Origin of the sequence: Rhodococcus sp. BP-332 (assembly GCF_019836065.1) — a bacterium.
Taxonomy (GTDB): domain Bacteria; phylum Actinomycetota; class Actinomycetes; order Mycobacteriales; family Mycobacteriaceae; genus Rhodococcoides.
In genome coordinates, this window is record NZ_JABUEC010000001.1 from 1,135,678 (window position 1) to 1,160,734 (window position 25,057).

The window sequence follows — 25,057 nt, forward strand, 5'->3', positions numbered from 1 at the left end:
GTTCGACCTCGGCGGCAATCAGCCCGCCCGTCCACCGAAGGCGTAGTCGGCCAGGGGGAATCGGCGGCTGCGCCATGCCGCCTCGGGAGTGGTCGACGCCCGGAACGGCACGTCCCCGTTCGCGGTGAAGTAGTAGCTGTTGGCGCCGGCACACGTCGGATCGGTGAAGACCTGCCACGACCGACGTGCCAGTATCGCGCTCATGTACTGCTCCTGCGCCGCCGAGGTCACCTCGGCGAAGGTGGCCCGGCGTCGACGAGCCTCGGTCAGGACACGCACGATGTGCGCGGCACTGTTCTCGACCAGGGTGAAGAACGAGGCGCCGTTGTATCCGTAGGGGCCGAAGACGGTGAAGAAGTTCGGAAAGCCCGCCGTCGCGACGCCCTGATAGGTGTGGAACCTCTCGGCGTCCCAGTGCTCCGCCAGATCGGTGCCGTCGGCGGAGGTGAGCGGATACGTCGGCAGTGCGTCCCTGTCGGTGACCTTGAATCCGGTGGCGAGGACCAACACGTCGAGCTCGTGCTGCACGCCGTCGCTCGTGCGGATGCCGCCGGGCGTGATCGCCTCGATGGACGTCGTCTGCAGAGAGACGTTGTCCCGGTTGAACGTCGAGAGATACGAGTTGTGGAAACTCGGCCGTTTGCACCCGAGCGCGTAGGTCGGAGTCAGGGCGTCCCGTGTGGCCGGATCGTGTACCTGTGCGGCGATGTACCGACGCGCGGCGACCTGGAGAGCCGCGGTGGCGGGAACCCACTTGTGAAAGTGCGCCAGCACCGGGAACGTCGCCTCGACGAACGCCTGGCTCGCCAGGCGGGCGATCTGCCGGACTCCGGGGACTGTCTCGAGACTCGCGCGTCCCATTCGGCCGAGCGGGAAGTCCGGCTTCGGCAGGCACCAGATGGGCGTGCGTTGAAACACCGTCAGATGGTCCACCTCCGGTGCGATCTCCGGGACCACCTGCACCGCCGTCGCGCCGGTACCGATGATGCCGACCCGCTTACCGGCCAGCGAGACCTCGTGGTTCCACCGGCTGGTGTGCATCGTCGCGCCCTCGAAGGTGTCGATGCCCTCGATGTCGGGGAGCTTGGGCTGGCTCAGCGGCCCGCCCGCGTGGATCAACCAGCGTGCCGTCACGTCGCCGGCGCTGGTCGAGATCGACCACGTCGCGGACGGCGCATCGAACGAGGCCCCGTGTACGCGCGTGCCGAACTGCAGATGAGGCGCCAGGCCGTACTCGTCGACGATCTGCTCGGCGTAGGCACGCAACTCGCGGCCGGGGGCGTAGCTGCGCGACCAGGTGGATCGCTGAGCAAACGAGAACTGGTAGCTGAAGGACGGGATGTCGACCGCCACGCCCGGATAGGTGTTCCACTGCCACGTGCCGCCGGGACCGTCACCGTCGTCGACGATGAGAAGATCGTCGAAACCGGCCTTGCGGAGCGCGATAGCGGTACCCAGGCCGGAGAAGCCTCCGCCGACGATGACGATCTCGTGGTGCCTGCGCGGTGACGTGTCGGGCATGAGGCCCCTTCTGCGACGGTGTGTGGCCGTCGAGGTGCGTCCCTCGTGGCCTCGTGACTCTGCGACGGTACAACCGTGACCCGAATCGGACAGCGAAACGTGCAGCGCACGTACTTCCACCGTCATCACGGGGTCCGACCTCCTAGTGTCTGCACCATGACCGTCGAACGAGTACCGGTGTCGGGCGGACACATCACCGTCGAGACACTCACGGGCAGCTCCGATCCGATCCTCGTGATCCACGGGGTGTCCAGCCAGCGCATGCTGTGGAACTGGCTGCACGCGGAGGCGCCACACCTGACGCTCGTCGCGCCGGACCTCCGCGGCCGCGGTGACAGCGTCGACGTCACGGGCGCGTCGTCGCTCGCCCGTCACGCGGACGATCTGGACGCCGTTCTCGAGGCCCTGGGACTCGACTCCGTGCACGTGTGCGGCATGTCGATGGGTGCATTCGCCGCAGTGGAATTCGCAGCGCGGTTCCCGTCCAGAGCGAAGAGTCTCGTTCTCGTCGACGGAGGCGTGCCGGTGGAACCGCCTGCCGGTCTCACCCGAGACACCGTCGCGGCCGTGTTCGAGGACAGGATCGCGCGAACGCGGCAGCGATGGGACGACCTCGACGACTACCTCGACTTCCTGGTGTCGACGTCGTTACCGCTGCTGGACCGTGACGATCCGCTCCTCCGGGAGTACGCCGCTCATGATCTGGCCGACGGTGCGATCCGGCTGTCGACCGATGCGGTCGTCGCGGACGCCACGGACGTCTTCTTCGGTGACTCGCGGTTCCGCGACCTGACGGTGCCGATCCGATTCCTGCACGCGCAGTGGAGCGTCGGGGCAGGGTCTCCGCCGATGTACTCGCCGCAGGACATCGACGCTCTCGAGCTGACGTCCGTCAGAGCACTGGACGGCCTCGATCATGCCGGCACGATCATGACCGCCGTGGGCGCGGCTGCCGTGGGCGAGACGATCGACGACGCACTGCGGGACGGGGTCAGTGACGGGACGCGGTGAACACGTCCACCGGATGCGGCACTCGAAGGCCTCCGTCCGCGCCGGGGACCGACACCGCGTCGAGGTAGGCCCGCACCGGGCCCTGTAGATCGGGGGTCAGCCTGGCCTGCACCGCGAAGTCGAGCACCTCGTCGCTCGCGGACGCCAGATCGACCAGCGCGTGCAGAGTGGCCACGTCGTCGACGACGATCCCGGCGTCGACGAAGGCGTCTCCGACGTCACCGCTGAACCACTGTCGATGACCCTCGAGCGGAGGTGCGAGAACTCCCACCAGCGCGTTCAGCTCGGCCGACGGTGCGACGGCCACCCACAGTTCGCCGCCGGGACGTAGCAGCGCGAGAGCAGCGCGCAGGGTCGTCCCGACATCGGCGACGTAGTACATCGAGTGCACGAACATCACGACGTCGAAGGTCTCGTCGTCCACCGGGGAGTCACCGAACGACGCCACGTGGCCGTCGGCACTCAGCTCGTCGGCACCCAGCGCGGCCATCGTGGCGGTGAAGCGCTCGACACTGCCGATCCACGGATCGATTCCGACGTACCGCACGGGGCGCCCTGGCACCGCCAACACCAGACCGGCGGCGAGACGGACGTCCAGCACGCCGTCACCGCATCCCACAGACAGCACCGAGATCGGTCCGTCCCCCCTGGTACCCAGCCTGCCGGCAAGGTGCTCGGCGATCAGATCGCGCTGATCGGAGAGCAGTTCGAAAGCGGAATGCAGGCGGGCGTAGGAGTCGGGTTCGAGGCCGGCCAGGGCCGGAGCTACCCGCCGCACGGCGCGCACACCGTCGAGAAGCACTGCGGCGAGCTCGGTGGGCGGTGGCGCAGCTATGTTGGACATCAGATACGAGTCAATCACGACGCCTCATCCGGTGTGTTGCGGTCGGCTCCTTTCAGGAGGAGTGACATGAGCAGCGGAGACACAGCAGAGCGCAGCCTCGAGCACTGGAGCGAAGCCGGTCGCACGGGCATGGAGGCGTTCTACGCTCTCGCGACCGAGGACTACCGGCAGCTGGCGTTGGCCGCCGACTGGCCGACGCTCCTCGGCGACCGCGCGCACGAGGGCTGGTCGCTGCTCGACGTGGCGTGCGGCAGCGGAAAGTTCCCCACCGCGCTGCGCCGCTACACAGACCTGTCGGCGGTTCCCGAGCTGGCCTACGACCTTCTCGACCCGTCCGCGTTCTCCGTCGCCGAGGCACGCGGCGCGCTCGGCGCGCCGTTCGCGGCCCGGCACGACCTGGTGATGACCCTGCAGGACCTCCCCGCGGATCACGCCGGCTACGACGTCGTCTGGGCCACCCACGCTCTCTACGCACTGCCGCCGGACGAATTGGACGCTGCGGCAGAACGATTCGTGGCCGCACTGGCTCCCGGAGGCCTGGGCCTGATCGCACAGGCCACGGCGGCCTCGCACTACCTCGCGTTCTACGACGCCTTCCGCGCCGGGGTGCGCGAGGCGACGCCATACACGACCGCCGAGCAGGTGCGCGACGCACTGACACGAGCCGGCGCGGACGTACGCGATCAGCGCGTCACCTACACGACCGGTACCTCCGACCGTGGCATCGCCGAAGGTTTTCTCCAGCGCTGCGCGTTCGACGACTCGGTGTCGCTGGAGGAGATGGAAGCCGCTCCGGTGCTGGGCGAGTACCTGGCCTCCTGCCGCGACGCGTCCGGTTCCTACACCTTCTCGCACGAGGCGGCGCTGCTGTGGCTCTGAACGACTCGACCACCAATGATCGCCTGCCCGAACAGAACCGGGACGGCGGTATCGATCAGGACTGGGCAGGCGACGATCAGGACTGGTGGGACTGGTACGTCACCCTGGCCGCGAACGATGCGGCGCCCGCCGAACTGGTCGAGGGTCCCGGCCTGCCCGATGTCGAGGCCGCCACGGACGAGCAGATCGAGCGCGAGCTGGCCGAGCCCTACGCCCTCGATCCCGCTTCCGTCGAGGCCTTCGCACGGCAGGCTTTCGTGCGACTGCCCGCAGTGCTGTCGCCGGCGGTGGTGCGCCGCCTCGCCGAGCGACTCGAGGAGTTGCTGCGCGCGGAGCACGGTGACGACGTCGCCGGGCGATTCACCGCGCTCGAGCAGATGTGGCTCCACGACGACCTGATGCGCACCGTGGCGCTCTCGCCCCGCATCGGCGGTCTGGCTGCGGCACTGCTCGACGTGCCCGGAGTTCGCCTGTACCACGACAATGCGCTGTCCAAAGAGCCCGGCTGCGGGCGCACGCCGTGGCATCACGACGCCGAACACTTCCCCCTGCAGACCACCGACGCCGTCACCGCGTGGATGCCGATGTCGGCCATCCCGGGCCGGATGGGTCCGCTGTCCTTCGCCCGCGGCCGGGACGTGTTGGACGAGGTCGCCGATCTGGAGTTCGACAAGGTCGGCACGTCGTACGACGAGGCCGTCACCCAACGCTTCCTCCAGCGCGACGTCGCGGTGGAAGCGGAGCCGTTCGCGGTGGGAGACGTGTCGTTCCATTCCGCGCTGTGCTTCCACACTGCGGGCCCGAACCGGACGACGCAGCCGCGTCGAGCACTCGCCACCACCTACTTCGCCGACGGCACCCGTGTCGTGGAATCGCCGACCCTGATCAGCGGTACGTGGCGCGAGTTCCTCCCCGGCATCGAGCCGGGCGGACTCGCGGACTCCGAGCTCAACCCGGTGGTGGGTCGCCGGGACTGAGTCGGCCGGCGGCAGCGGCCGTCGTCAGCGGTACGTGCGCACCATTCCCTGAATCGGATCGAACGACGGCGGCACATCGAGATCGACCTGCGTCGTCTGCGTCTGCACTCCGTCGTCTGTCGGTGACACCGTCTGCGGCAGAACGCGCCAGTGGGCGCGTGGGTCGTCCGGCTGCTCGTGGTCGGTACTCATCGCTGCCTCCGTGTGTCACCGCGGTAGTTTGGTCGCCGTGCAGTGGCGACAGTACGACCCTCGGGCGAGCGCCGCCGCCGGAACGGGCGCCTTCACAGCGTGTCTCGCGGTGATGTCCACCCCGCCCACCGATCTGATGGTGGCAGAGCGCGACTCTCCTGTCAGCTCTGTGTTCCTCAGTCCCGCGTGGGCCGGCGTCGTCGCAGTCGTGGTGGTATTGACGGCTGTCCGTGTGGCGTTCACTCACTCGCGGCGGGGCTTGATCACCGGTGTCGGCGCGGCGGGCACCGCCGTCCTGGCGACGCCGGCGGCGGTCGACATCTCCACGGCGTGGTCCGTGACTGTGGCCGGTGTCGGATCCGGACTGATCCTCGTCACGGCGGTGACACTGGCCCACACCAGTCGCACCGCATTCGTCGCTCTGGCTCTCGGAGCCGCATCGGCCTACCGCTTCTCCCCACTCGTTGCGCAGCAGTATCCGGACCACTTCCGATGGTCGGTGAGTCTGCCGGGCGACGCATTCTTCCCCGAGCCGGTCGTGCCGATCCCGGTGCTCGTGGTGACCGCAGTGCTACTCGCGAGCACGATCTCGATGCCGCACGTCGTGACCCGTGGTCCCCGAACTGTGCACTGGCGCATGGCCACTGCGGTCGGTCTGCTGTGGGTCGTGTACGCGCTCCTCGGTGACTACAGTGCGTCCGTCGGTCAGTGGACAGTGGCCGCGGCAGCGACGGTCGTCGTGATCGTCGGGGCAGCCATCGGTTCCGCGGACAGCGGTGCATTCTTGTGCGCAGGGCTTGCCGTGGCCTGCACCTTCGTCGGAGGAATGGTGTGGAACGCGTGGTGGCTCGTTCTCCTCGCGATCGCCGGCTTCACCGTCGGCGCCCTCGCAGCGCGGTGGGCACCCTCCACTCCGGTGGGCTGCTGCATCCTCGCGCTCGTCTGCGCGTCGGCTCTGTTCCCGTGCGGCGTCGTGTCCACCGTCGGGTATGCCGTGGTCCTGCCTGCTGCCATCGTCTATTCGCTACTGTCGTCCCGACCGTCCGATCCGACGATCACTTCCGTGGGCCTGCTGATCCCGACCATGCTCGCCGTCGTCACACTGTCCGCTCCTCCGGACCGTCCGTACGAGTTCGGATGGACGAGTGGTGCCGACCCGATTCTCGTTCTCGAACCCGGGACCGTGGGTTCCCGCTCGGTACTCGCGGTCGTGGTGGCGATGTGCGCGGCCGTCGTCGCAGCGGGGGTTGCAGCACGTGTCGACCGTCGGAACCACAAGCAGCAGAGCCCCTCCTGAGTCGTAGCGGTCGTGGACTTCCGACCCCGGTGGACGGGGGCGACAGTCCACAATCGATGACCCGTTCGGCATCCACGGTCGATCGGTGACACTCGAACGCCCATCAGCGGACCACCCGCCCCGCCTCGAGCTTCACGACCCGATCGGCCATGTCGATCACGAGCGGATCGTGAGACACGCAGGCGACTGCCACGCCGCGCCGGGCTTCAGCCCGCAGCCTCTGACCGACTGACACGGCGACGTCACCGTCGGCAGCGAACTCGACGTCGCTCCGAACGAGATCGTGGCCGTCACCGACTGATCCTGTCGTCGCCAGGGGCGCGGTGTCAGCCGCGCCCCTGGCTGGTCACGTGCGTCAATCCGCGACCAACCGCGCTGATCGGAAGTGTCGACCCACTCCACGCTCGCGTTGCCTGCTGATGACGTAGGAGCCCGGCGCAATTCCTGTCGCACCGTGTTCGGGATGAATCAAGTACGCCGTGACCTCGGTGTCGAGGATGCCCAACGCAAGGCCGTTCGGATCGAACACCGGAGTGGACCACATGCAGTGGCCTTCCTCGCAGACGAGACTGTGAGGGTTGCCGCCGGCAGCGCTGCGAAGCAGTTCGACGCCGGTGAGGGGCACGTCGTCGGCCCGCGTGCCCCGAACTGCCTGCACGTGGACGATCATCGGGCGCGGCACGACGATCAGATCGCCCTGAGCTTGAAGCCCGTCGACGACGGGTATCGACACGTCTCGATCGAGATAGTCGAAGACGTCGAGGCCGGTCAGGGCCGTGAGTGTGGACAAAGTCACGGTCGTGGTCATCGAAGTCACCTCGGGTCGTCGGAATGTGGTCACGTGCGGCGCACGAGACAGGAGTAGTCGTCGCCGGTGATGCCGTAGGTCCATCCGGCGGCGTCGAGCGCGGACGTCATGCCGTTCGGAACCGGCAACCCGTAGCGTCGCCGCCGACCGTCCCGCTCGACAGAACCGTTGACCACGAGCAGGATTCGGCCGTCGTCCACCCAGCTGGTCGGCGTGGCGTAGAGCGACAGCTGGGCGCCGGCATTTCCCGGATCGTCCGTCCGGTCGACGAGTTCGAGTCCGGCCTCGTCGATGTAGACGTCCCACCCGATGCGCTCGATGGCGCACCGGCGTACCTCGATGTTTCGTTCGCGCGCGATGCGCTCGACGGTGGGTTCGGTGATCACCCACTCGGGAACGATGGTCCCGTGATCGACATGAACGGATCGTCCGTCGGTGAACTGGACTGCGGGCTCGTTCTGTCCGTGCAGTCGCCGTTCGTTGTGCACCGCTCCCGGAAGAGGTTCGGTCTGAAGAATTCCAGGTCGCTCGGACATGACGCAGACACTGTCGAATGCCCACCACCAGCCGGTCGCCCCCGCGAGGGCTGTCTGGATATCGAGGATGGCGTGATCCGTACCGCGGAAGGCAGAGATGCCCAGTGTGCGATGGATGTCGTAGTACGCGAGCCGGTGCGCTTCCTGCTGCCCGTACCACGCCACGCTTCCCGTCGGTCGCTGAACGAGTGACCGCACAGCGGCCGCCACTCCATCGAACAGGCTGGTGCGCAATGAATCCCACACCGCGATTCGCAGCAACTCGTCGGGCGCGATCCCTTGCCGCGCGGACTCCGCCAGTGGCTGCGTGCGTGCAGCCCAGAGGGAGCGACTGTCGGAAGGCCATCGTCGCGACACCCCACCCGTGCGGTTGTCCATGCGTTCGCGTGACCGTGACACGGTCGACGCGATTCGGGCGGCAGCACCGGACGTCAAAGAGTTCGTACCCGACAACTGTTCGGAGACAATCAGTTCGGCGCCAGCCGGTGGGGACGGTACCCACACGAACTCGGGACAACGGAACCCTGCATGCCTGTACAGATCCGCTACGGCGGCCTCGGCGGTCGGCCTGTCGGACGGCAGAGTGGACACACCCAGCGCGAGCCACGTGTCCCGCAACGTGGGTACGGATGCCATCTGATGAATCGATGACGATGCGGTTCTTGCCCTGACCGCGAAGGGTGTTGCTGCGGCGCTCACGCGAGGGTGGCGGTGTCCGCCTTTCCGGTTGTCATGCGTCCGAGAATGACACGTCCCGCGACGCAGCGCAAGAGTCGGTGCCGATACCCGCAGCAGGATCGGCACATTCGGCTGAAAGTTCTCCAGAGGGGCAGCGCACCGGACCTGTCATTGTCGAGCGATAGACCATTCGTGCGCTGCCACTTGTTCGTCTTCGGCGTTGATGCGGCGTCGATACAGGCATACGGTGCCGTCATGGGAAATTCACGCACCGCCGCGATCGGCCTCTACCTGCTCGCGGTGATCGTGCGCGTGGCGACGTGGGGAGGCACGTCGGCGGCCGATCGCAGCGACGACGTGGTGCTCCTCCTGCTGGTCGGAGCCCTGGTCGCAGCGATTCTCTCGGTCAGGTCTCGCACGGACACGCCGTGACCCGCCCGTGCGCGGCAGCGGCGAGCACGATCTAGACCGATCAGTTGGTTACAGTGGTGCGATGTCGTGGACGTCGTCGCCCAAGGATTCGGTGCTGGGCCTCGCCGTCCTCCTGTACATCGGAACGGCATTGGTGGTGCCCATCTCGGTCGCCGCAATGTCCGCCCTCGGCGACGCTCCCTACGACGTTGTCCCCGGGTGGTTCGCGATGGGTGTGTTCGCGTTCTGCGTCGGTGCGTACACCACGGTCTATGCCGCCTACGGGTTGTACCTGAAGGCGGTGTCGGCGCACAGACGGAGAACAGGGCCAGTCCTGGCGGCGCGCCTGGAGACCGGCGCAGTGGTCCTCGCATGGGTGTCACTCGTTGCGGGATTGACCTCCCTCGCACCGGGCGTCGCCGTCGCGAGCGGCCTTGTCTGCGCTGTGGTGTGTAGTGTCGCCGGCGCCGTCGTTCGTCGACGTGTGTTCGGACAGAGCGAACGCCGTACGTGACGCATCGGTGCGTCCGGGCACTCCGGCTCTACTGTCCTTCCGACACGGTGGCATTGTCCAGGGCCGCGGCGAAAGCGTTGATCGTTTTCGTATAGCGCTGAAAGCTCCTGTTGGTGCCGTAGTCAGAAAGAAAACGATCCTGCGAGCATTCGCCGCCGATACGGGACTGACCTACGGATGCTGGCGGACACGCGCTCGAATGATCGTTGCGGCCTACCTTCTCCACCGGGGTACAGAAGCATTGCGGGCGAGAAGATCTCGGTCGAGGAAGCGTGCGTGATCATCCACACGGCGCCGAACGCAGTCACTGCGAGCCCGATGACGGTCGCGGCAATCTTCGTCCCCAAGCTCTGCTGGGCCAACCTGCTGGAGAACAACGCAGCCAGTCCAGCGAAGGCGCACAGGAAGATCGACCCGATGAACAGGCCGTCCAGATCGAGCACGCGGGCGACCGCGAACAGCGCCGCACCGATCGCGAGTAAGACCAGTTCCGCAACCGGGTCGCGGCGGGTACGCAGCGCGCCCATCACCGGCGGTCTCGTCGCGGCAAGACAGCTGGATGCACTGATGCGGTACGCCTGCCGTGGGCCGGGCTGCGGTGCGTGATGGTCTGCATCTGTTCCACGCTTGCACGGACTCACCGCGAGCGACAGCGTACAAACCCCTACAGATCCAGGCACTCGACACGTGCGACAAGCGCCGACCGACACTGTGCGCCAACCAGCGGCCTTCGCCACGATCCGGCGATGAAGAGTCAGGTCGTGGGAGACTTGGGCGATGGCCAACGATGACCTCGACGCCGCAGAGATTGCCACCATTCTGACCTCTGCCGATGCCAGCGATGTCGCCAGATTGCTGAGAACGCCCGCTCCGAGCTCAGTCGACATTCAGTGGGCCCGGGTGTCGGCCATTCTCGAAGCGAATATCGGCGTCAGTTTTCGCGGTGCGACAGACGCGGATATCGCGGCGGCAGAGAAGGCGACGTGCCCGTGGACCGACGAGGTGCGGGATCTCTACCACCGCGCCGAGCTGACTCCAGAGCAACGCGGTATCGCTTTGATACCACCCGGCTTCGAGCTCCTGAGCCTGGACAGGTTACTGAGCGATCATCGACTGTGGATCGACTTCAACGCGAACCCGGCATTCGGGGAGACCATCGACATGGACGAAGAGATGGCAAAGCCGGCGGGATCTCCAGCGCCGATGATGCTGCCCGGGTTCGTGGCTTTCGCCAAGTCGAACGCCGACACGCTGTTCGTCGACACTCGGACAGGCCCCCTGCACGGGTGCGTCAACATCCACCCCGACGCGGACGCACCCTGGAAGCCTCCGCTGTGGAGATCACTCAGCGCCATGCTCGAGCAACTGGCGTTCTCCCTCGAACGCAACACCACCTTCGACATGCGCGTCACACTGTGGTCGAAATACCAACCCTTCATCGAGGGCACTCGCCTGGTTTGGGAATACCGTTGACGGTTGGCTCCCCGCGCGGTGCACGACGCCAACCCGTCAGCTGCCCTACGCAGCGTCCTCCTCAATCCAGCAGAGATCGTCAGAATGGTGCGTGACGGCCGACCTGCAGGCGTAAGTCCCGCGGTTTCAGCGTGATGGTCTCCTCCACCCGCAGAACGTAGCCGGGCTCAGGAACCAGGGTCCGCTGCTGAACGATCATCGCCAGAGCGACCACTATTTCGTGATACGCGAACTGACGACCGATGCACGCCCGCATTCCGGTGCCGAACGGCTTGTACAGGTCGGTGAGATTCGCCGGTACCCGCGACCGTTCGAACCGGTCGGGGTCGAACGCCTCGGGATCGTTGCCCCACCCGGCGTCACGATGAAGTTGCAGCAGGACGACGAAGACCCACTCCCCCTTCTCGAATGGATGCGGTCCCACCCACGTGTCCTGCCGCGCCTTGCGGAAGTAGCCGGGCGCCACAGGCCACAACCGCAGAGTCTCGTCGACGACGCGGCGCAGATACCGCAGCTTGCCCACGTCCTCGAAACGAAGCTCGCCCTCGGGTCGAATCAGCTCCACCTCCGCCCGCACTCGTTCCGCGACCTGAGGATGCAACGACAGGAAGTGGAGCGCGAAGGCCAACACACCGGCCGACGTCTCCTGCCCCGCCACGAGGAACGTCAGGATCTGGTTTCGAATTTTCTCGTCCGAGAGTCTCTGTCCTGTAACAGGATCGACCGTGTCGAGCATGAGACCGAGCAGGTCGCTCCCACCGTCTCGACTGCCGCGCCGTGCTGCGACGATGTCGTCGACGATCCGGCGAACAGCCACCACGTCGTCCTTGTGCTGGTCTCGCTGACGGCGGAACACGGTGGCCTCCACCAACGGATGTGAGTAGGCCGCGCGGTTGATGTAACGCAGGGCGCGCGAGATGCGCGCAATCAGCTCGTGGGGCTCGGAGGTGTCGAACGACGCGAAGTCGTACCCGAAGGCGACGTCACCGATGATCTCGAGAGCGAGTGTGTTGGTGTCCGCAGGAACATCGACCCAGGCGTCTGCACCGAGTCCGTCCCAATACGCCAGTAGCCGAGTGGTCTTCGCGACCATCGCATCGTGGTAGCCGCGCATCGACGACTGCGTGAACGCCGGCGCCAGGATGGCGTGCGCCGCAGCCCACGACGGCTCCGAGTTGTGGGCGGTGAACAGACCGTCCCCCGCGACGGAACGCAGGTTCCGCAGCGGCACACCGAGGAACTTGGCCCACGTCTTCTCGTCGTTGACCGCAGCCACCTCCACGGGCCCGGACACGTAGGTGACCCGAGTGCCGACGACGTTGCGTTCGAAGATCGAGCCGTATTTCTGCGCGTCGCGCATTCCCCACTGGCTGGACTCCGTCACGTGAAGATCGAGTACGTCTCCCAGCACAGGCAGGCGCCTCGGCGGATGCGGCAACTTTCGGTCGCTCGCTCGTATCGCACGCGTCGTCTCGAACGTGGTCATGCAGGCCCCCCAGCCGTGGATGAATCAACGAGTCCGGCAGCCGGCCCTCATCGGACGAATGGGGCCGCCGTGCTCGAGTGCTCTGCAGAAGGCTACGTCGATCGTCGCGCGGGAAACATCGGCGGACCGAATGCCGTTGGCTCCGAATCGAGACGACTGCGGGCGCGGTGGCGTGGGCGGGATCGGGCGGAACAGACCCTTGCCGCGGCCTGAATAGACGTTTAGCATATTGAACATGCGTTCAACCGCCGCCGATCGCGACCTCACAGCACGAGCACGTATCCGCGACGCCGCGATCGACGTGTTCGTGAGCGACGGCTTCGGTGCACCCATTCGAACGATTGCCGTCCGAGCGGGAGTGAGTCCGGGTCTGGTCATCCACCACTTCACGAACAAGGCGGGATTGCGTGCCGAATGCGACGCGCACGTGCTCGACTCGACCCGGAATCGCACCGGCCGAATCCTGGGAGCAGATGGGAGCGACTCGTCCGGTGGCGCAGTGGGGGATGCGGTGAACGAGACGCTGCAGTCCATGGCCGAACACGGACCGCTACTGGTGTACGTCACTCGTCTGATGGCCGAAGGTGGGGATTCTGCCCGGACGTTCGTCGATCGACTGGTGGATGACGTGGAGAGTTCGATGCGGGCTGCGGTGGCGGCCGGAACCGTCCGCGCCTCTGTCGACGAGGCAGCGCGCGCCCGTTATCTCGTCACGATGGCGCTGGGGACGCTGACAATCGACATGGCGATGAATCCTCCACCAGACCCGACCGACGGTGCCGCCATCCTCCGCGCCTACAGCGACCGCACGATGGTGCCCGCCGCCGAGTACGCCACCCACGGACTACTCACCGACAATTCGGCCCTCGACGCCGTCCTCGCTGCCCACGCCGCAGGTTCTCCGCTCGACGGAACAGGAGACAGCCGATCATGAACGATGCCGGCAATGCGATCGAGATAGCCGGACTGGTCAAACGATTCGGCCGACACCGGGCGCTCGACGGGCTGGACTTGACGGTGTCCGAAGGTTCGATCGCGGGGTTCCTCGGCCCGAACGGCGCGGGCAAGTCCACGACGATCCGCATTCTTCTCGGATTGGTGCACCGCGACGCCGGCGCTGTCCGACTGCTCGGCGCAGACCCGGTGCGTGATGCCGTGAGTGTCCATCGGCGTCTGGCCTACGTACCCGGCGACGTCGCGTTGTGGCCACGCCTGACCGGAGGAGAGACGATCGACCTGCTGCTCGGAATGCGCGGCGCTCACGTGGACGCCCAGGCACGCGAGTCCCTGATCGAGCGCTTCGACCTCGACCCCACCAGACGTGTCTCGACCTACTCGAAGGGGAACCGTCAGAAAATCGTGTTGATCGCTGCGTTCGCGGGGCACGCCGACCTGGTCGTCCTCGACGAACCCACGTCCGGCCTGGATCCCGTCATGGAGAACGTGTTCGCCGAGTGCGTTCGGGAGATCGCCGACCAGGGAACATCGGTGCTGTTGTCCAGCCACATCCTGTCCGAGGTCGAGAAACTCTGCGACACAGTCACGATCATCCGCGCCGGGCGGACGGTGGAGAGCGGCACGCTGGCCGACCTCCGCCATGTCACCACCGTGCACGTGACAGCGGAGGTGACGGGAGACCCGGGGTCGTTGGCGAGAACCCCCGGCGTGAGCGACCTCGACGTCGTCGGGTTCGCCGAGACCGGTCGACGGCGCGTCACCTTCTCCGTGACCCGTGCGGACATGCCCATTGCGGTCGCCGCTCTCGGCGCTCTCGGCGTCGTGGATCTGACGGTGGCGCCACCGTCTCTGGAGGACTTGTTCCTGCGGTACTACGACTCCGACGGTGATCGTTCATGACCACGCTCTCCGACCGGCGCGACACTGCTGATCGCCCCGGCGACCGCCCACCGGGCCGGCTCGCCGGAACCACGTACCTGCTTCGTCTCGCCCTGCGCACCGAACGATTCACGACCCCGGTCGGCGTCCTGGTGGTGCCGGTCCTGTACCTGCTGACCGCGGCGTCGCTCGCGCCGCTGTACCCGGATGCGACATCGCGCGCCGCACTGGCCGACGGCTCGGCAGCGAACGCGGTCTTCCGGATCCTTCTCGGCCCGCTTCGCGACACATCGGGCATCGCCCAGATCGCCGTCTGGCGGGTGGGCGCCTTCGCGCTTCTCGTCGTCGCGATCATCGTCGCCGCGACGGTGACGCGACACCTTCGCGGCCCGGAAGCCACGGGGCGGATGGAGCTCGTGCGGGCGGGCGCCATCGGCGCAGCGGCACCTCTGGCGGCTGCGGCGATCACCGCCATGGGGGCTGCGGTCGCGACCGGCGTGTCGACCGGTGCGGCGGCCGCCCTGGCCGGAGTGCCCGCGCCGGCCGCGACTTTCCTCGCTCTCCAGTTCGTCGGCGCCGGACTCGCCGCGACAGGTGTCGCCGCGGTCGTCGACCAGGTCGTGACGACGTCGCGAACGGCCATCGCCACGTCGGCGGTCGTACTGCTCACCGCGTACCTCGTCCGAGGGATCGGTGACGCCGTGGGCGGACTCGCCTGGATGACGTGGCTGTCACCACTGGGGTGGGCCGAACGCGTGGACCCACTCGGCGACCGCGCCGTATCGCCGTTCCTCGCGTGCGTGGCCCTGTGTGCGGTCGGCCTCGGAGTTGCGGCAGCGGTCGTGCGGAGGCGTGATCTGGGTGCAGGCCTGGTGCAGCCGCGACCGGGCCCGCCGGTCGCACGATGGCCGATCTCGACTCTCGGAGTCACCGTCCGGACCATGGGAGCCTCGCTGGTGCCGTGGATGTCCGGTGCCTTCGCCTACTGTCTCCTCGTCGGGCTGCTCACCGACTCCATCGACGATCTCGTGGGTGCGTCCGGGGCGACAGGTGACGTACTCCGAGACATCGGGGGCGGTTCGGGGGCGGCGTCATCGGGCCTCGTCGGCGCCTTGATCGACACCGTCCTCGGCATCGTGGCGATCGCCGCGTCGGGTGCCGCGGTGTCCGTGGTCGGGCACCTGCGCGAGGACGACCGGACGGGTCGCGCGGAAATACTCCTCGCTACCGCCGTCTCCCCTGTGTCCCGTCTGCTCGCCGCTGCCGCCACGGCGACAGTCACGGCAACCCTCGTGTTGCTTCTGGCAGGTGTCGGGCTCGTCACCGGGGCTGCTGCCGTTGGCGGAGACGGCCCCGGTGTCGTCGACGTGCTCGTCGGAGCGGTGTCGCAGCTGCCGGCAACCCTTGCTGTCGCCGCGATCGCCTGGGCCGCATACGGATTCGGAAGACGGTGGATCGCAGTCGGGTGGGCCGCAGTCGTCCTCGACCTGCTGCTGGGGCCGCTCGGTACCCTCATCGGCGCTCCCCAGTGGTTGCGCGACACAGCACCGCACACGCATCTTCCCGCCGACGTCGGCGCGCCGGTTCCACTCACCGCCGCGTTCATCCTCATCGTCGTGGCCACAGCACTTCTGACCACCGGATCGTGGGCTCTGCGCCGCCGCGACCTCGTGTGAAAGCCGGGACAGAGCGTCGGCGAGTGCATACCAGCAACACTCCCGATGCCTGACCTCACTGCGCCCCACGGACACGTCGGCACCCCACGACCTGCCCGAGCACGTCGACCACGGCGGCCGCAGCGATCGCCACGAGCAATACCCACACCAGCAGAGCCACGTCCGGCGCCCACCTGCCTGCCACCGACAACCCCGCGCCGGTCGTCGCAGACAGTCCGAACAGGACGGCGACAGCGGCCGCTGTCCCTACCCCGACCGCCACGACCCCGCGCACGACGACGACTCCTCTGGTCCGCTGGGGCGTCCTGCCCGAGACGATGCGGACCGAGTGAACGCCGATGCCGACCACCAGCGTCGCGATGATCGCAGCGAGCGCTCCGAGCACGGTGGAGGCCGAGGACTCGGGAAGCTCGCTCGTCCGTCCACCCGTCACCGACGTCGTCAGGTTCCAGCCGACGGCCGCGAGTCGATCGGCCTCGATCTCACCGTATCGGTTCGCCGCCACCACGATTGCTGTGTCCAGGGACGGAATCAGAGAGACGTAGGTGTAGTAGCCGGGCACCGCACCCGCATGCCACCAGACATCGTGGCCATCGATCCTCTCGTGGAACAGGCCGTCACCGTAGGTCGAACCCTGAGCCGTCGGCACCTCGCGATACCGGGCTTCGCCGCCGTGACGTTCCCGCAGTCGCCACGACGCATAGCGTCATCGATGGAACCGGCGAGGTAGCCGTATCCCAACCCCGCCGAATCGACACCGACGTCGACCGGGCGGGTGGAACCGAAGAACGGAACGTGTCCCCGCGGAACACTGTCGACGAACAGCTGCGGGTCGGTGATGGCGTCACTACCGGCGGGATCGAGTACGACGCGGCGCACGGCGTCCGCGTAGGAGGACCCTGCCGCCTGCTCGATCACAGCCTGCAGGAGCAGGTAGTTCAGACTCGAGTACCGGAACTCACCACGAGGACCAGCCCCCTTCGGCGCGTCGAGGGCGGTGACGGCGTCTGTCGCGGAACCCCTTCGGGTCCACTCGTCCGTGACGGTGATGTCGTGCGGCAGCCCGCTGGTGTGATGAACGAGGTCGTCGACGGTCACTGCGGGGTCGGAGAGCACTCGGCGAGCCTGCGGGACCACCTCGACGACAGGGCTTGTGGCGTCGAGAACACCCTCGCGCTCGAGGCCCCTCGCTGTCGCTGCCGCGAACTGCTTCGACACCGACCCCCAGACGAAAGGGGTCGACCCGTCGATGTCGTGACCGTCCCCGTCGACTCCCACGAATGCCGCAGACCGTGCACCGTCGCTGTCGACGATCCGTGCGGCCATGCCCGGTGCACCGATCTCCGAGGCCCACCGAGTGACGAGGCCCTGCAAAGACTCCTCGTCGTGCCCTCGACCGGCCGCTGGGCAGATCGACAGTGCGAGCAGTGTCAGGACGCCCAGAAACACGGCGACGACTCGTCGTGCCGCGGTCATCGTCGTACTCCCGTCAGCGCTGTGGCCCGGTGCGTGGTGGACCACAACCCGGTCAGCAGCGCTGCTCCCCAGACCGTGAACAGCGGATCCCAGACCACGGCATGCCCGATCATCGCGGTCCGGTCGTACCCGCCGTCGGGCACGATGACGCCGGCGAGCACCGCTGCCGCGGACACGGTCGACACTGCGCCCCACACGAACAGCGCACCGCCCGCGCACCACCCGCACATGCGGACCTGCCGATGACCGTGGCCTCGGACCCGCTCGTTCACCCACGGAAGGACAGCAGCGCCGGCCTTCACGACAGCGACGACACCGAGCGCGAGACCGCTCGCCACCGGTCGGTCGTCGGCCAGGGTCACCGCCCAGTCCCCCACCGAGGCGAGCTGCCATCGACCACCCACCGCCCAGTACGCGCTCGCGGCCGCATGCAGCAGCCCGGCTGCCGCAGCGAGGAGAAAGGCTACCGCCGCAGGCATACTCATGCGTGTCGTCTCCGAGGGTGTCTGCACACGATCGACACTAGGAACGTTCCGCTCGCCCGAACATCCGGGAACACCCCGACCCCACCCTGAGACAGACGAGGTCTCGACCGACGAGGGACACCAGGAATGCCGTCTCGGAACCTTCCCACACGCACCAGTCGATCAGCTCAGCACCACGAGTTGCCGGGTCGCCCGCGTCATCGCCACGTAGCGGTCGACGGCGCTGTCCACACCCGGCCCCTCGACGAGGACGACGAGATCGAACTCGAGCCCCTTGACCGACCGTGCGCTCAGAGAACGGATCCGCTCGGTGTCCGGCCGAGCCGGCACACCGATGACGCATGCCACGCCCTCACCGGCCGCGGCCCACTCGTCGAGAATCGCGTCCAGGTCGTCCACTCCGGCCTGGCGAACGCCCACCCCGGTGCTGCGGACCGAACGAGGCACGTTCGCGTCGGGGAGGACCGCTCTGATGACCGGTTCGGCCGCGGCCATGATCTCGGCCGGTGTGCGGTAGTTGACGTCGAGCGTGGACACCGCCACGTCGGTGAATCCGACACGCGCCAGCCGCGCCTCCCAGGATTCCGGGAAACCGCTGTGGGCCTGCGCCCGGTCACCCACCACCGTGAGACTGCCCGACGGGCAGCGGGCACGGACCATCTGCCACTGCGCATCCGTCAGTTCCTGGGCCTCGTCGACGACGATGTGGGAGAACGGACCAGCAAGCCGATCCGGTTCGCCCGTCGAGAACTCGGTCTCGTCCAGCACGTTCTGCAGGTCGTCGCCGCGGAGCATCGACATGACGCGAAGCTCCGAATCGTCGGACTCGACGAGATCGTCGACCACCGCGCGTCGGCGCGCACGCTCGGAGGCGATCGTCCGGGCACGGCGCACGCGCATCGTCGTCGCCCGTGGGTCTCCGAGGCGGCGACGAGCGACGTCCAGAAGAGGGAGATCCGCTGTCGTCCAGGGAGCACCGAGGTCTCTGCGGACCGCGGCCCTGTCGTCCTCGTCCAACCAGGGCGCGCACTGGCGTAGGTATGCCGGCACGGCCCAGAGGTCGGCGACGAGATCGGGAGCATCGATCACCGTCCACGACGACTCGACGCAGTCGCGAAGCTCGTCGATCTCCCGCAGCGACGACGTCAGCTCGGCGTCCGACACGTCGCCGGCGAGGCGGTCGACGACGATGTCGCCCAGCGCCGCCCAGATCTCCTCTCTCGCATCGTTGTGCGGAGTCTCCGCGTCGGGTGCCGCGAAGGCTTCCGCCCAGTCGGTTGCCCGGAGCAGCACTGCACCCCACTCGGTCTCGACGACCATGTCGTTCGCGGGCGGTTTCTCGTAGAAGCGGATCGCGCGATCGATCATCTCCGTCATCGACGCGGAGCCTTTCACCGCGGCGGCGCGTGGCGAGCTCTCTGCGACTGCATTCCGGCCCTCGGGAACCACCTCGTCGAGCAGGCACACCCGGACGCTGTCCTCGCCGAGATCAGGAAGCACGTCGGCGACGTACGACAGGTAGGGCCCGTGCGGTCCGATCACCAAGACCCCGCCGCGGTGGTGCCCGACCTGCGGATCCGCATACAGAAGGTAGGCCGCACGGTGCAGCGCGACCACGCTCTTTCCCGTTCCGGGGCCGCCGTCCACCACACGCACTCCTCTGGACGGGGCGCGGACGATCGCATCCTGGTCCGCTGCGATGGTGCCCAGCACGTCGCGCATGCGGGACGACCGCGCCGCCCCGAGATCGGCGACGAAGGCCGACCGATCGTCCAATGCCACGGCGCCGTCGGGGATCTCAGCGGTGAACACCTCGTCCCAGTAATCGCTCACTCGTCCTCCGGTCCACCGGTAACGACGCCGCCAGGCAGCACCCATCGGACGTGCCGGGGTCGCGGCGAAGAACGGTGCTGCTGCTGGTGAGCGCCAGTCGACGAGCAGAGGATGACCGGCCTCGTCGAGGAGTCCGCGCCGCCCGACGTACACCGGCTCCGTTCCGTCCGCCGGCACGAGTCGCCCGAGACACATGTCCCGCCCGACACGACGCACTGCGCGGATCTCAGCGGTGAGTCGATGTGTCTCCAGGTCGCGTTCCATCGCGTCCTGGCCGGATCGGCCAGGGGCGGCGCGAGTCCGGGCGAGGCGTCGTTCGAGATCCGCGAGGGACCGACGCAGGGCCGCGTCGATTCTGGCGAGATGTCGATCATCCGCCGCGATCGAGGCGGGGTCGGCCTTGGCTCGGCGGTGCGGGGGCAGGGCGAACACGGTGTCCACAGGTCGGCTCCGATCGGGGAAACGTGCAGGTCATGGCATCGAGCGAGCCATTCTGCGCCGACCACGGGGGCTTGCCGCAAGCCCCACCGTGCGCTATATCTTGGAGGTGGAAGGGATCGTTCCCGTCAACGCCGATCGCCGCGCGCCTCGGCCAACCGCCTGATCGCCGACGGCCCCACTCCGTGCAGCGCGAACAACACCGCGAGGTCCGCCGGAAGGTCGAGCACCGTGCGATACCCGGCGTCGATCAACGCGCCCGTCGCAGGCCTACCGATGCGGACACCGTCGAACACGGGCCCACGATCGGTCGGCGCGTCGTTCGTCATGCTGCTCACCGCCTTCCGCTCGTCGTCTTTCTCTGCAGCCAGATGGTGCACATTCCCGTCTCCGATGCGGCCGTCGCGACACGCGACTCTGATCTGTCGAGTTCGAAACCGAGTCGGCGTGGGATGGCTCGGCTTCTCACGTTGGCCGCGTCGCAGTGGATTTCGACCCGGTCCACCCAGTCGAGACCGAGTGCTTCGTCCCGGATGATGGCGACTGCTTCGGTCATCACGCCTCGCCCTTCGGCCGCGCCATCGAGCCAGTACCCCAGCTCGACACCGCGAGGTCCGATTCGGCGGTGCATCGAGATCTTGCCCCAGAATGTCCCCGTCGCTCGATCGACGATCGCATAGTCGAACATCTCCCCGGCGTCCCACTGCTCACCGCTCCGGGTGATCCGAACAGTCTGCGCCTCGACGGAGGCAGCCTCCTCGGTCGCCCATCCGAGCCACGGCAGCAGTCGGTCGCGATTGCGGCCGATGGACGCGGCCACAGCGGCAGCGTCATCGGCCGTCTCCCGACGAATTGTCAGACGTCTCGTCACGATGTGGTCCGACGGCACGGTCAGCATGGACCCATTCTGACGCTCCCCGGGACGACATAGGCCCGGCTGTCCCCAGAGCTCGCCCGGGCACCTGCTGCAGTATTCGCCCAGAGCGCTTTCGCCGGTCCTCACCGATCTCCACGAGCGTCCGAGCCAGGACGATCGGTTACCCGTTCCACGACGCTTCCGGTGCGAATCCGGCGCATACTGTTCGCCATGGCGACCGTGGCAGACCATTTCGTGCAGACCCTGACCGAGAGCGGCGTGACCCACGTCTACGGTCTTCCGGGCGATTCGTTGAACGGCTTCACCGACGCGATCCGCCGGAACGACGGCATGACGTGGCAGCACGTCCGCAACGAGGAGACTGCCGCCTTCGCCGCAGCCGGTGACGCGGCGATCACCGGCGAACTCGCGGTGTGCGCCGGCAGTTGTGGTCCCGGCAATCTCCACCTGATCAACGGGCTGTTCGACGCGCACCGCAGCCGTGTCCCCGTGCTCGCGATCGCGGCGCACATCCCGCGCAGCGAGATCGGATCGCAGTACTTCCAGGAAACTCACCCCCAGAACCTCTTTCAGGAATGCAGTGTCTACTGCGAGCTGGTCAGTGACCCGGAGATGGCGGAACACGTGTTCGCGATGGCGATGCGGGCGGCGATCGAAGAACGCGGTGTCGCAGTGGTCGTCGTCCCGGGCGAAGTGCTGCTGGCGCATGCCGAACAGAGAAAGGCCACCCCGGCCATCCGCGCGACCACGTCCCACGTGCGTCCCGACGATGCCTCGCTCGACGAGGCGGCGTCGATCCTGAACTCGTCCGACAACATCACCATTCTGGCCGGCGCCGGTGTGGCGGGTGCGCATCGACAACTGCTCGAGATCGCCGGCGCGCTGCAGGCTCCTGTCGTGCACGCACTGCGCGGCAAGGAGCACGTCGAATACGACAATCCCTACGACGTGGGGATGACGGGGCTGCTCGGCTTCGCCTCGGGGTACCGCGCGATCTCGCATGCCGACGTTCTTCTCATGCTGGGCACCGATTTTCCGTACCGCAACTTCTATCCCGACGACGCGAAGATCATCCAGGTGGACATCCGCGGCCAGAACCTGGGCCGCAGAGCGACCCTGGACGTCGGCTTGGTGGGTACCGTCGCCGACACCGTGGACGCTCTGCTCCCCCGTGTCCACGCCAAGACGGACAGCAAGCATCTGGACACATCGGTCAAGCACTACCGCAAGACACGCAAGAATCTCGATTCGTTCGCTGTGGACGACCGGCACCGCACACCCATCCGGCCGGAGTATCTGGCGCGCATGGCGAACGAGCTGGCAGACGACGACGCCGTCTTCACCGTCGACGTGGGGTCGCCTGTCGTGTGGGCTGCCCGGTACCTGACGATGAACGGCAAGCGCCGATTGCTCGGGTCGTTCAATCACGGATCGATGGCCTGCGCTCTCCCGTTGGCGATCGGTGCGCAGACCGCTCAGCCCGGAAGGCAGGTGGTGGCCTTCGCCGGCGACGGCGGGTTGACGATGGGCTTCGGTGAGCTGATCACGTTGATGCAGAGCGGTCTGCCGGTCAAGGTCATCATCTTCGACAATTCGTCGTTGAACTTCGTCGAACTCGAGATGAAGGCTGCCGGCATCGTCAACTACGGCACCGACCTGAAGAACCCCGACTTCGCAGCTGTGGCACAGGCTCTGGGGATGTTCGGCCGACGAGTGGAGAAGCCGCAGGATCTGGAGGCGGCTCTGATCGACGCGTTCGCGTACGACGGTCCCGCCGTCATCGACGTCGTCACCGCGGCACAGGAGCTCTCCATTCCTCCCAAGATCACCCTCGAGCAGGCAAAGGGGTTCACGCTGTACGGCATTCGGACGATCCTGTCCGGCCGAGCCGACGAACTCGTGGACCTCGCGGACACCAATGTCCGTCGGCGGATCTTCGACTGAGAGCTTTGCTGGCCGGACTGGCGTGATCCGGTGCCACGGTCGTGGTCGACGCGCAACCATGCAGGCGTCGAGTGGTGAAACGTGCGCCCCAACCACGTTCTGCTCCGTGAACGGCGATCAACGGAAACCACGGCCGTCACGGCTCGACCCGACGTGGCCGACAGACGTCAGGTCACGACGCTGCGCTGACGATCGAGTCGACGACAGAGGCGGGCGCCGACAACGGAGTGAAGCCGTCGGCCAGGATGCGCCGGCACCCGTCGAGTTCGATGTGGACGTCGATCATGACCAACTCGTCCCCAACCGTGGACTGCGTCGAGGTGGTCGCCAGCGACGTCGCGCGTTCACCGCAGGGACCGGCGGGCTCGACGTCGATGAGGGCGGCGTTCCAGTCGAGGTACGGCTCGGATTCGTACCGATCCGCCCCGGTGAACATCAGATCGGGCCCGGCGGTGTCGAAGTGGCAGAACCCGGACGGTGTCAACGTCAGGTCGAGTAGCGACCGAGACCCCGGCACCGGCGTCGAGACGACCGGCGAGCACGAGTAGAAGTAGGCGATCCCGGCAGCATCGAGGCGGACGCGGTGTTCGGTGGCCTCTACCTCCGGGAACTCGAGAATCTCGGCGAGCCCCAGGGTGTTGTCCAGGCCGCAGTCACCACGCGGGTACGACGGTTGTACGGCGCGGCCGTCCACGTCGACGAGCCACATGTCGACCGGCGCCGCAGCGAGCACGGACGCCAGACATTCGGCGTCGAAGATCGAGCGACGGGTGGGCGGCCCGTTCAGCTCCCGCACAGCGCTGCCGAAGTCCCCGGCGTAGCGGCGTTCGACGTAGGTCACGGTCCCGTCGGCCTCGACGTGGTCTCCGATACCGATGTCGCACACCACGGCTGCCACCGGCTCGAACCCCTCGGGCACCGTGCCCCGCGCCGAACGGGGAGCGACGCTCTGCTGCGGCGGCGGGGCCGCGAGATAGCCGCCGACGTCCTGTGGCACCGCGCAGACGAAGCGATCGGCCGAACCGATCTCGGCGACCGACCTCGGCTCAGGAGTGGTCAGGACGCCGTAGGACGCGAGAGCAACCGTCACCACCAGAAACAACGCGAGTCCCACGTGTCGACCGGTCATGGCCGGAAGCATCCCACCTCGCGCAGTCGCGGTGAGTGTCGTCGAAGACGACTCAGCGGTAGCTGACGAGGCGTCTCGAGGACCAGTGGATCACTGCCAGGCGGGGACGTTGTGGCGATGCAGCGAGCGGGTACGGCACTGCAGGCGCAGCGCCGCGATCTCGGGCGCCGACAACGCCTGCGTCACCGTCGGGTCTCCGCTGTCGAGGACACGCGCGAGCCGCTCGTGGAACTGATACCCGGGGACACCGAACGTCACGAGGATCTCCTCGTCAGGACCGCCGCCGTAGGGCAACCACCGACGCGCGAACTCGATCATCCCGCGAAGGCCCTCGGCCTGACTCGTGCTCATCGCACCATCATCGCGGCCGACGAGCCGTCCCACCCGGCGGTGAGCCGAGTCGACACCCGCTGTTCACCGCACCGCCACTCCGACCACCCGCGGAGCGGGCACCCCTCACTCGGCGCAGCCCCACCACGACCCGACCCGACCCGAGGAGTCCCCCGATGTCCTACATCCTCTTCGACACCCTGCTCCCCTACCTCGGTGAGCACACCGCCGCGTACTGGGCTCAGCTGCTGGTGATCACCCCGGTCTGATCGGAACCGTTCACGGCGGCAACCCCATTGGGACAACCGATGATCCACCGTTCGTTCACCAATGCTCGGTACCAATGAACAGGCATTCCTGCCACCACCACACGACCACGGGAGCTCCCATGATCACCGACCTCGCA

General features: G+C 67.4%; 26 protein-coding genes. 11 read left to right on the forward strand and 15 right to left on the reverse strand.

What is annotated here, in order from left to right:
- Positions 1 to 18: 18 nt before the first annotated feature.
- Positions 19 to 1,521 carry an NAD(P)/FAD-dependent oxidoreductase gene (locus tag HQ314_RS05360; RefSeq protein WP_056448723.1) on the reverse strand — a complete coding sequence of 501 codons (1,503 nt, stop codon included), beginning with the start codon at positions 1,519 to 1,521 and terminating at the stop codon, positions 19 to 21.
- Positions 1,522 to 1,677: 156 nt separating this feature from the next.
- Here HQ314_RS05360 and HQ314_RS05365 point away from each other — a divergent pair, with 156 nt between their 5' ends.
- Positions 1,678 to 2,532 carry an alpha/beta fold hydrolase gene (locus HQ314_RS05365; RefSeq protein WP_027505550.1) on the forward strand — a complete coding sequence of 285 codons (855 nt, stop codon included), beginning with the start codon at positions 1,678 to 1,680 and terminating at the stop codon, positions 2,530 to 2,532.
- On the opposite strand, the gene HQ314_RS05370 is transcribed toward HQ314_RS05365, so the two are convergent.
- Positions 2,513 to 3,394, reverse strand: a complete 882-nt coding sequence (locus tag HQ314_RS05370; protein WP_222649421.1) for a methyltransferase domain-containing protein — start codon at positions 3,392 to 3,394, stop codon at positions 2,513 to 2,515. The two genes, HQ314_RS05365 and HQ314_RS05370, sit on opposite strands and share 20 nt — an antisense overlap.
- A 48-nt stretch (positions 3,395 to 3,442) precedes the next feature.
- Here HQ314_RS05370 and HQ314_RS05375 point away from each other — a divergent pair, with 48 nt between their 5' ends.
- Both HQ314_RS05375 and HQ314_RS05380 read left to right on the forward strand, forming a co-directional pair.
- Complete coding sequence (locus HQ314_RS05375; RefSeq protein WP_222629860.1) at positions 3,443 to 4,255, forward strand: class I SAM-dependent methyltransferase; 813 nt, start codon at positions 3,443 to 3,445, stop codon at positions 4,253 to 4,255.
- The gene (locus tag HQ314_RS05380; RefSeq protein ID WP_056448728.1) at positions 4,246 to 5,232 is read left to right on the forward strand and encodes a phytanoyl-CoA dioxygenase family protein; all 987 of its coding nucleotides are present in this window, start codon (positions 4,246 to 4,248) and stop codon (positions 5,230 to 5,232) included. The genes HQ314_RS05375 and HQ314_RS05380 overlap by 10 nt, the downstream gene beginning before the upstream one ends.
- 24 nt (positions 5,233 to 5,256) lie before the next feature.
- Here the strand turns inward: HQ314_RS05380 and HQ314_RS05385 are convergent, their stop codons facing one another.
- Positions 5,257 to 5,424 (reverse strand): hypothetical protein, encoded by a 168-nt coding sequence (locus HQ314_RS05385; protein WP_222638522.1) that lies wholly within the window; start codon positions 5,422 to 5,424, stop codon positions 5,257 to 5,259.
- 37 nt (positions 5,425 to 5,461) lie between these two features.
- Between HQ314_RS05385 and HQ314_RS05390 the strand changes: the two genes are divergently transcribed.
- Entirely contained in the window at positions 5,462 to 6,721 is a 1,260-nt protein-coding gene (locus HQ314_RS05390; protein ID WP_222649422.1) for a hypothetical protein, read from the forward strand.
- Positions 6,722 to 7,076: 355 nt separating this feature from the next.
- On the opposite strand, the gene HQ314_RS05395 is transcribed toward HQ314_RS05390, so the two are convergent.
- Positions 7,077 to 7,529, reverse strand: a complete 453-nt coding sequence (locus tag HQ314_RS05395; RefSeq protein ID WP_222649423.1) for a hypothetical protein — start codon at positions 7,527 to 7,529, stop codon at positions 7,077 to 7,079.
- Between the two features lie 29 nt (positions 7,530 to 7,558).
- Positions 7,559 to 8,263: a DUF6745 domain-containing protein gene (locus HQ314_RS05400; RefSeq protein ID WP_308119230.1), complete on the reverse strand. Its 705-nt coding sequence runs from the start codon at positions 8,261 to 8,263 to the stop codon at positions 7,559 to 7,561.
- Between the two features lie 735 nt (positions 8,264 to 8,998).
- Between HQ314_RS05400 and HQ314_RS05405 the strand changes: the two genes are divergently transcribed.
- Positions 8,999 to 9,175 carry a hypothetical protein gene (locus tag HQ314_RS05405; RefSeq protein ID WP_222649424.1) on the forward strand — a complete coding sequence of 59 codons (177 nt, stop codon included), beginning with the start codon at positions 8,999 to 9,001 and terminating at the stop codon, positions 9,173 to 9,175.
- Between the two features lie 61 nt (positions 9,176 to 9,236).
- Positions 9,237 to 9,668, forward strand: coding sequence for a hypothetical protein (locus HQ314_RS05410; RefSeq protein ID WP_222649425.1), 432 nt, complete (start codon positions 9,237 to 9,239; stop codon positions 9,666 to 9,668).
- Positions 9,669 to 9,790: 122 nt separating this feature from the next.
- On the opposite strand, the gene HQ314_RS05415 is transcribed toward HQ314_RS05410, so the two are convergent.
- Positions 9,791 to 10,198: a hypothetical protein gene (locus HQ314_RS05415; protein ID WP_222649426.1), complete on the reverse strand. Its 408-nt coding sequence runs from the start codon at positions 10,196 to 10,198 to the stop codon at positions 9,791 to 9,793.
- A 247-nt stretch (positions 10,199 to 10,445) separates the two neighbouring features.
- Between HQ314_RS05415 and HQ314_RS05420 the strand changes: the two genes are divergently transcribed.
- Positions 10,446 to 11,141: a hypothetical protein gene (locus HQ314_RS05420; protein ID WP_222649427.1), complete on the forward strand. Its 696-nt coding sequence runs from the start codon at positions 10,446 to 10,448 to the stop codon at positions 11,139 to 11,141.
- A 79-nt stretch (positions 11,142 to 11,220) separates the two neighbouring features.
- On the opposite strand, the gene HQ314_RS05425 is transcribed toward HQ314_RS05420, so the two are convergent.
- A complete protein-coding gene (locus tag HQ314_RS05425) occupies positions 11,221 to 12,627 on the reverse strand; it encodes a cytochrome P450 (protein WP_222649428.1) in 1,407 nt (468 codons plus the stop codon).
- A 235-nt stretch (positions 12,628 to 12,862) separates the two neighbouring features.
- Between HQ314_RS05425 and HQ314_RS05430 the strand changes: the two genes are divergently transcribed.
- The 3 genes from HQ314_RS05430 to HQ314_RS05440 are packed head-to-tail and all read left to right on the forward strand — an operon-like array spanning position 12,863 to position 16,139.
- Complete coding sequence (locus HQ314_RS05430) at positions 12,863 to 13,561, forward strand: TetR/AcrR family transcriptional regulator (protein ID WP_222649429.1); 699 nt, start codon at positions 12,863 to 12,865, stop codon at positions 13,559 to 13,561.
- Positions 13,555 to 14,484 carry an ATP-binding cassette domain-containing protein gene (locus HQ314_RS05435; RefSeq protein WP_374197818.1) on the forward strand — a complete coding sequence of 310 codons (930 nt, stop codon included), beginning with the start codon at positions 13,555 to 13,557 and terminating at the stop codon, positions 14,482 to 14,484. Before HQ314_RS05430 ends, HQ314_RS05435 begins: the two co-directional genes overlap by 7 nt.
- Positions 14,481 to 16,139, forward strand: coding sequence for a hypothetical protein (locus HQ314_RS05440; protein ID WP_222649431.1), 1,659 nt, complete (start codon positions 14,481 to 14,483; stop codon positions 16,137 to 16,139). The genes HQ314_RS05435 and HQ314_RS05440 overlap by 4 nt, the downstream gene beginning before the upstream one ends.
- Before the next feature lie 55 nt (positions 16,140 to 16,194).
- Here HQ314_RS05440 and HQ314_RS21220 read toward each other — a convergent pair whose 3' ends face one another.
- From HQ314_RS21220 to HQ314_RS05465, 6 genes are all read right to left on the reverse strand, one after another.
- Positions 16,195 to 16,701, reverse strand: a complete 507-nt coding sequence (locus HQ314_RS21220; RefSeq protein ID WP_261781352.1) for a hypothetical protein — start codon at positions 16,699 to 16,701, stop codon at positions 16,195 to 16,197.
- Positions 16,671 to 17,615 carry a serine hydrolase gene (locus HQ314_RS05445; RefSeq protein ID WP_261781353.1) on the reverse strand — a complete coding sequence of 315 codons (945 nt, stop codon included), beginning with the start codon at positions 17,613 to 17,615 and terminating at the stop codon, positions 16,671 to 16,673. The genes HQ314_RS21220 and HQ314_RS05445 overlap by 31 nt, the downstream gene beginning before the upstream one ends.
- On the reverse strand, positions 17,612 to 18,100 hold the full coding sequence (locus HQ314_RS05450) for a DUF3995 domain-containing protein (RefSeq protein WP_222649432.1): 489 nt from the start codon (positions 18,098 to 18,100) through the stop codon (positions 17,612 to 17,614). Before HQ314_RS05450 ends, HQ314_RS05445 begins: the two co-directional genes overlap by 4 nt.
- 162 nt (positions 18,101 to 18,262) lie before the next feature.
- Positions 18,263 to 20,374: an RNA polymerase recycling motor ATPase HelR gene (gene helR / locus HQ314_RS05455; protein WP_222649433.1), complete on the reverse strand. Its 2,112-nt coding sequence runs from the start codon at positions 20,372 to 20,374 to the stop codon at positions 18,263 to 18,265.
- Between the two features lie 125 nt (positions 20,375 to 20,499).
- On the reverse strand, positions 20,500 to 20,700 hold the full coding sequence (locus HQ314_RS05460; protein ID WP_222649538.1) for a helix-hairpin-helix domain-containing protein: 201 nt from the start codon (positions 20,698 to 20,700) through the stop codon (positions 20,500 to 20,502).
- A 5-nt stretch (positions 20,701 to 20,705) separates the two neighbouring features.
- Complete coding sequence (locus HQ314_RS05465; protein ID WP_222649434.1) at positions 20,706 to 21,269, reverse strand: GNAT family N-acetyltransferase; 564 nt, start codon at positions 21,267 to 21,269, stop codon at positions 20,706 to 20,708.
- A 189-nt stretch (positions 21,270 to 21,458) separates the two neighbouring features.
- Here HQ314_RS05465 and poxB point away from each other — a divergent pair, with 189 nt between their 5' ends.
- The gene (gene poxB / locus HQ314_RS05470) at positions 21,459 to 23,192 is read left to right on the forward strand and encodes a ubiquinone-dependent pyruvate dehydrogenase (protein WP_056448978.1); all 1,734 of its coding nucleotides are present in this window, start codon (positions 21,459 to 21,461) and stop codon (positions 23,190 to 23,192) included.
- A gap of 172 nt (positions 23,193 to 23,364) precedes the next feature.
- Here the strand turns inward: poxB and HQ314_RS05475 are convergent, their stop codons facing one another.
- A complete protein-coding gene (locus HQ314_RS05475) occupies positions 23,365 to 24,321 on the reverse strand; it encodes a hypothetical protein (RefSeq protein ID WP_222649435.1) in 957 nt (318 codons plus the stop codon).
- Positions 24,322 to 24,411: 90 nt separating this feature from the next.
- Positions 24,412 to 24,672, reverse strand: coding sequence for a hypothetical protein (locus HQ314_RS05480; RefSeq protein WP_222649436.1), 261 nt, complete (start codon positions 24,670 to 24,672; stop codon positions 24,412 to 24,414).
- Positions 24,673 to 25,057 lie beyond the last annotated feature (385 nt).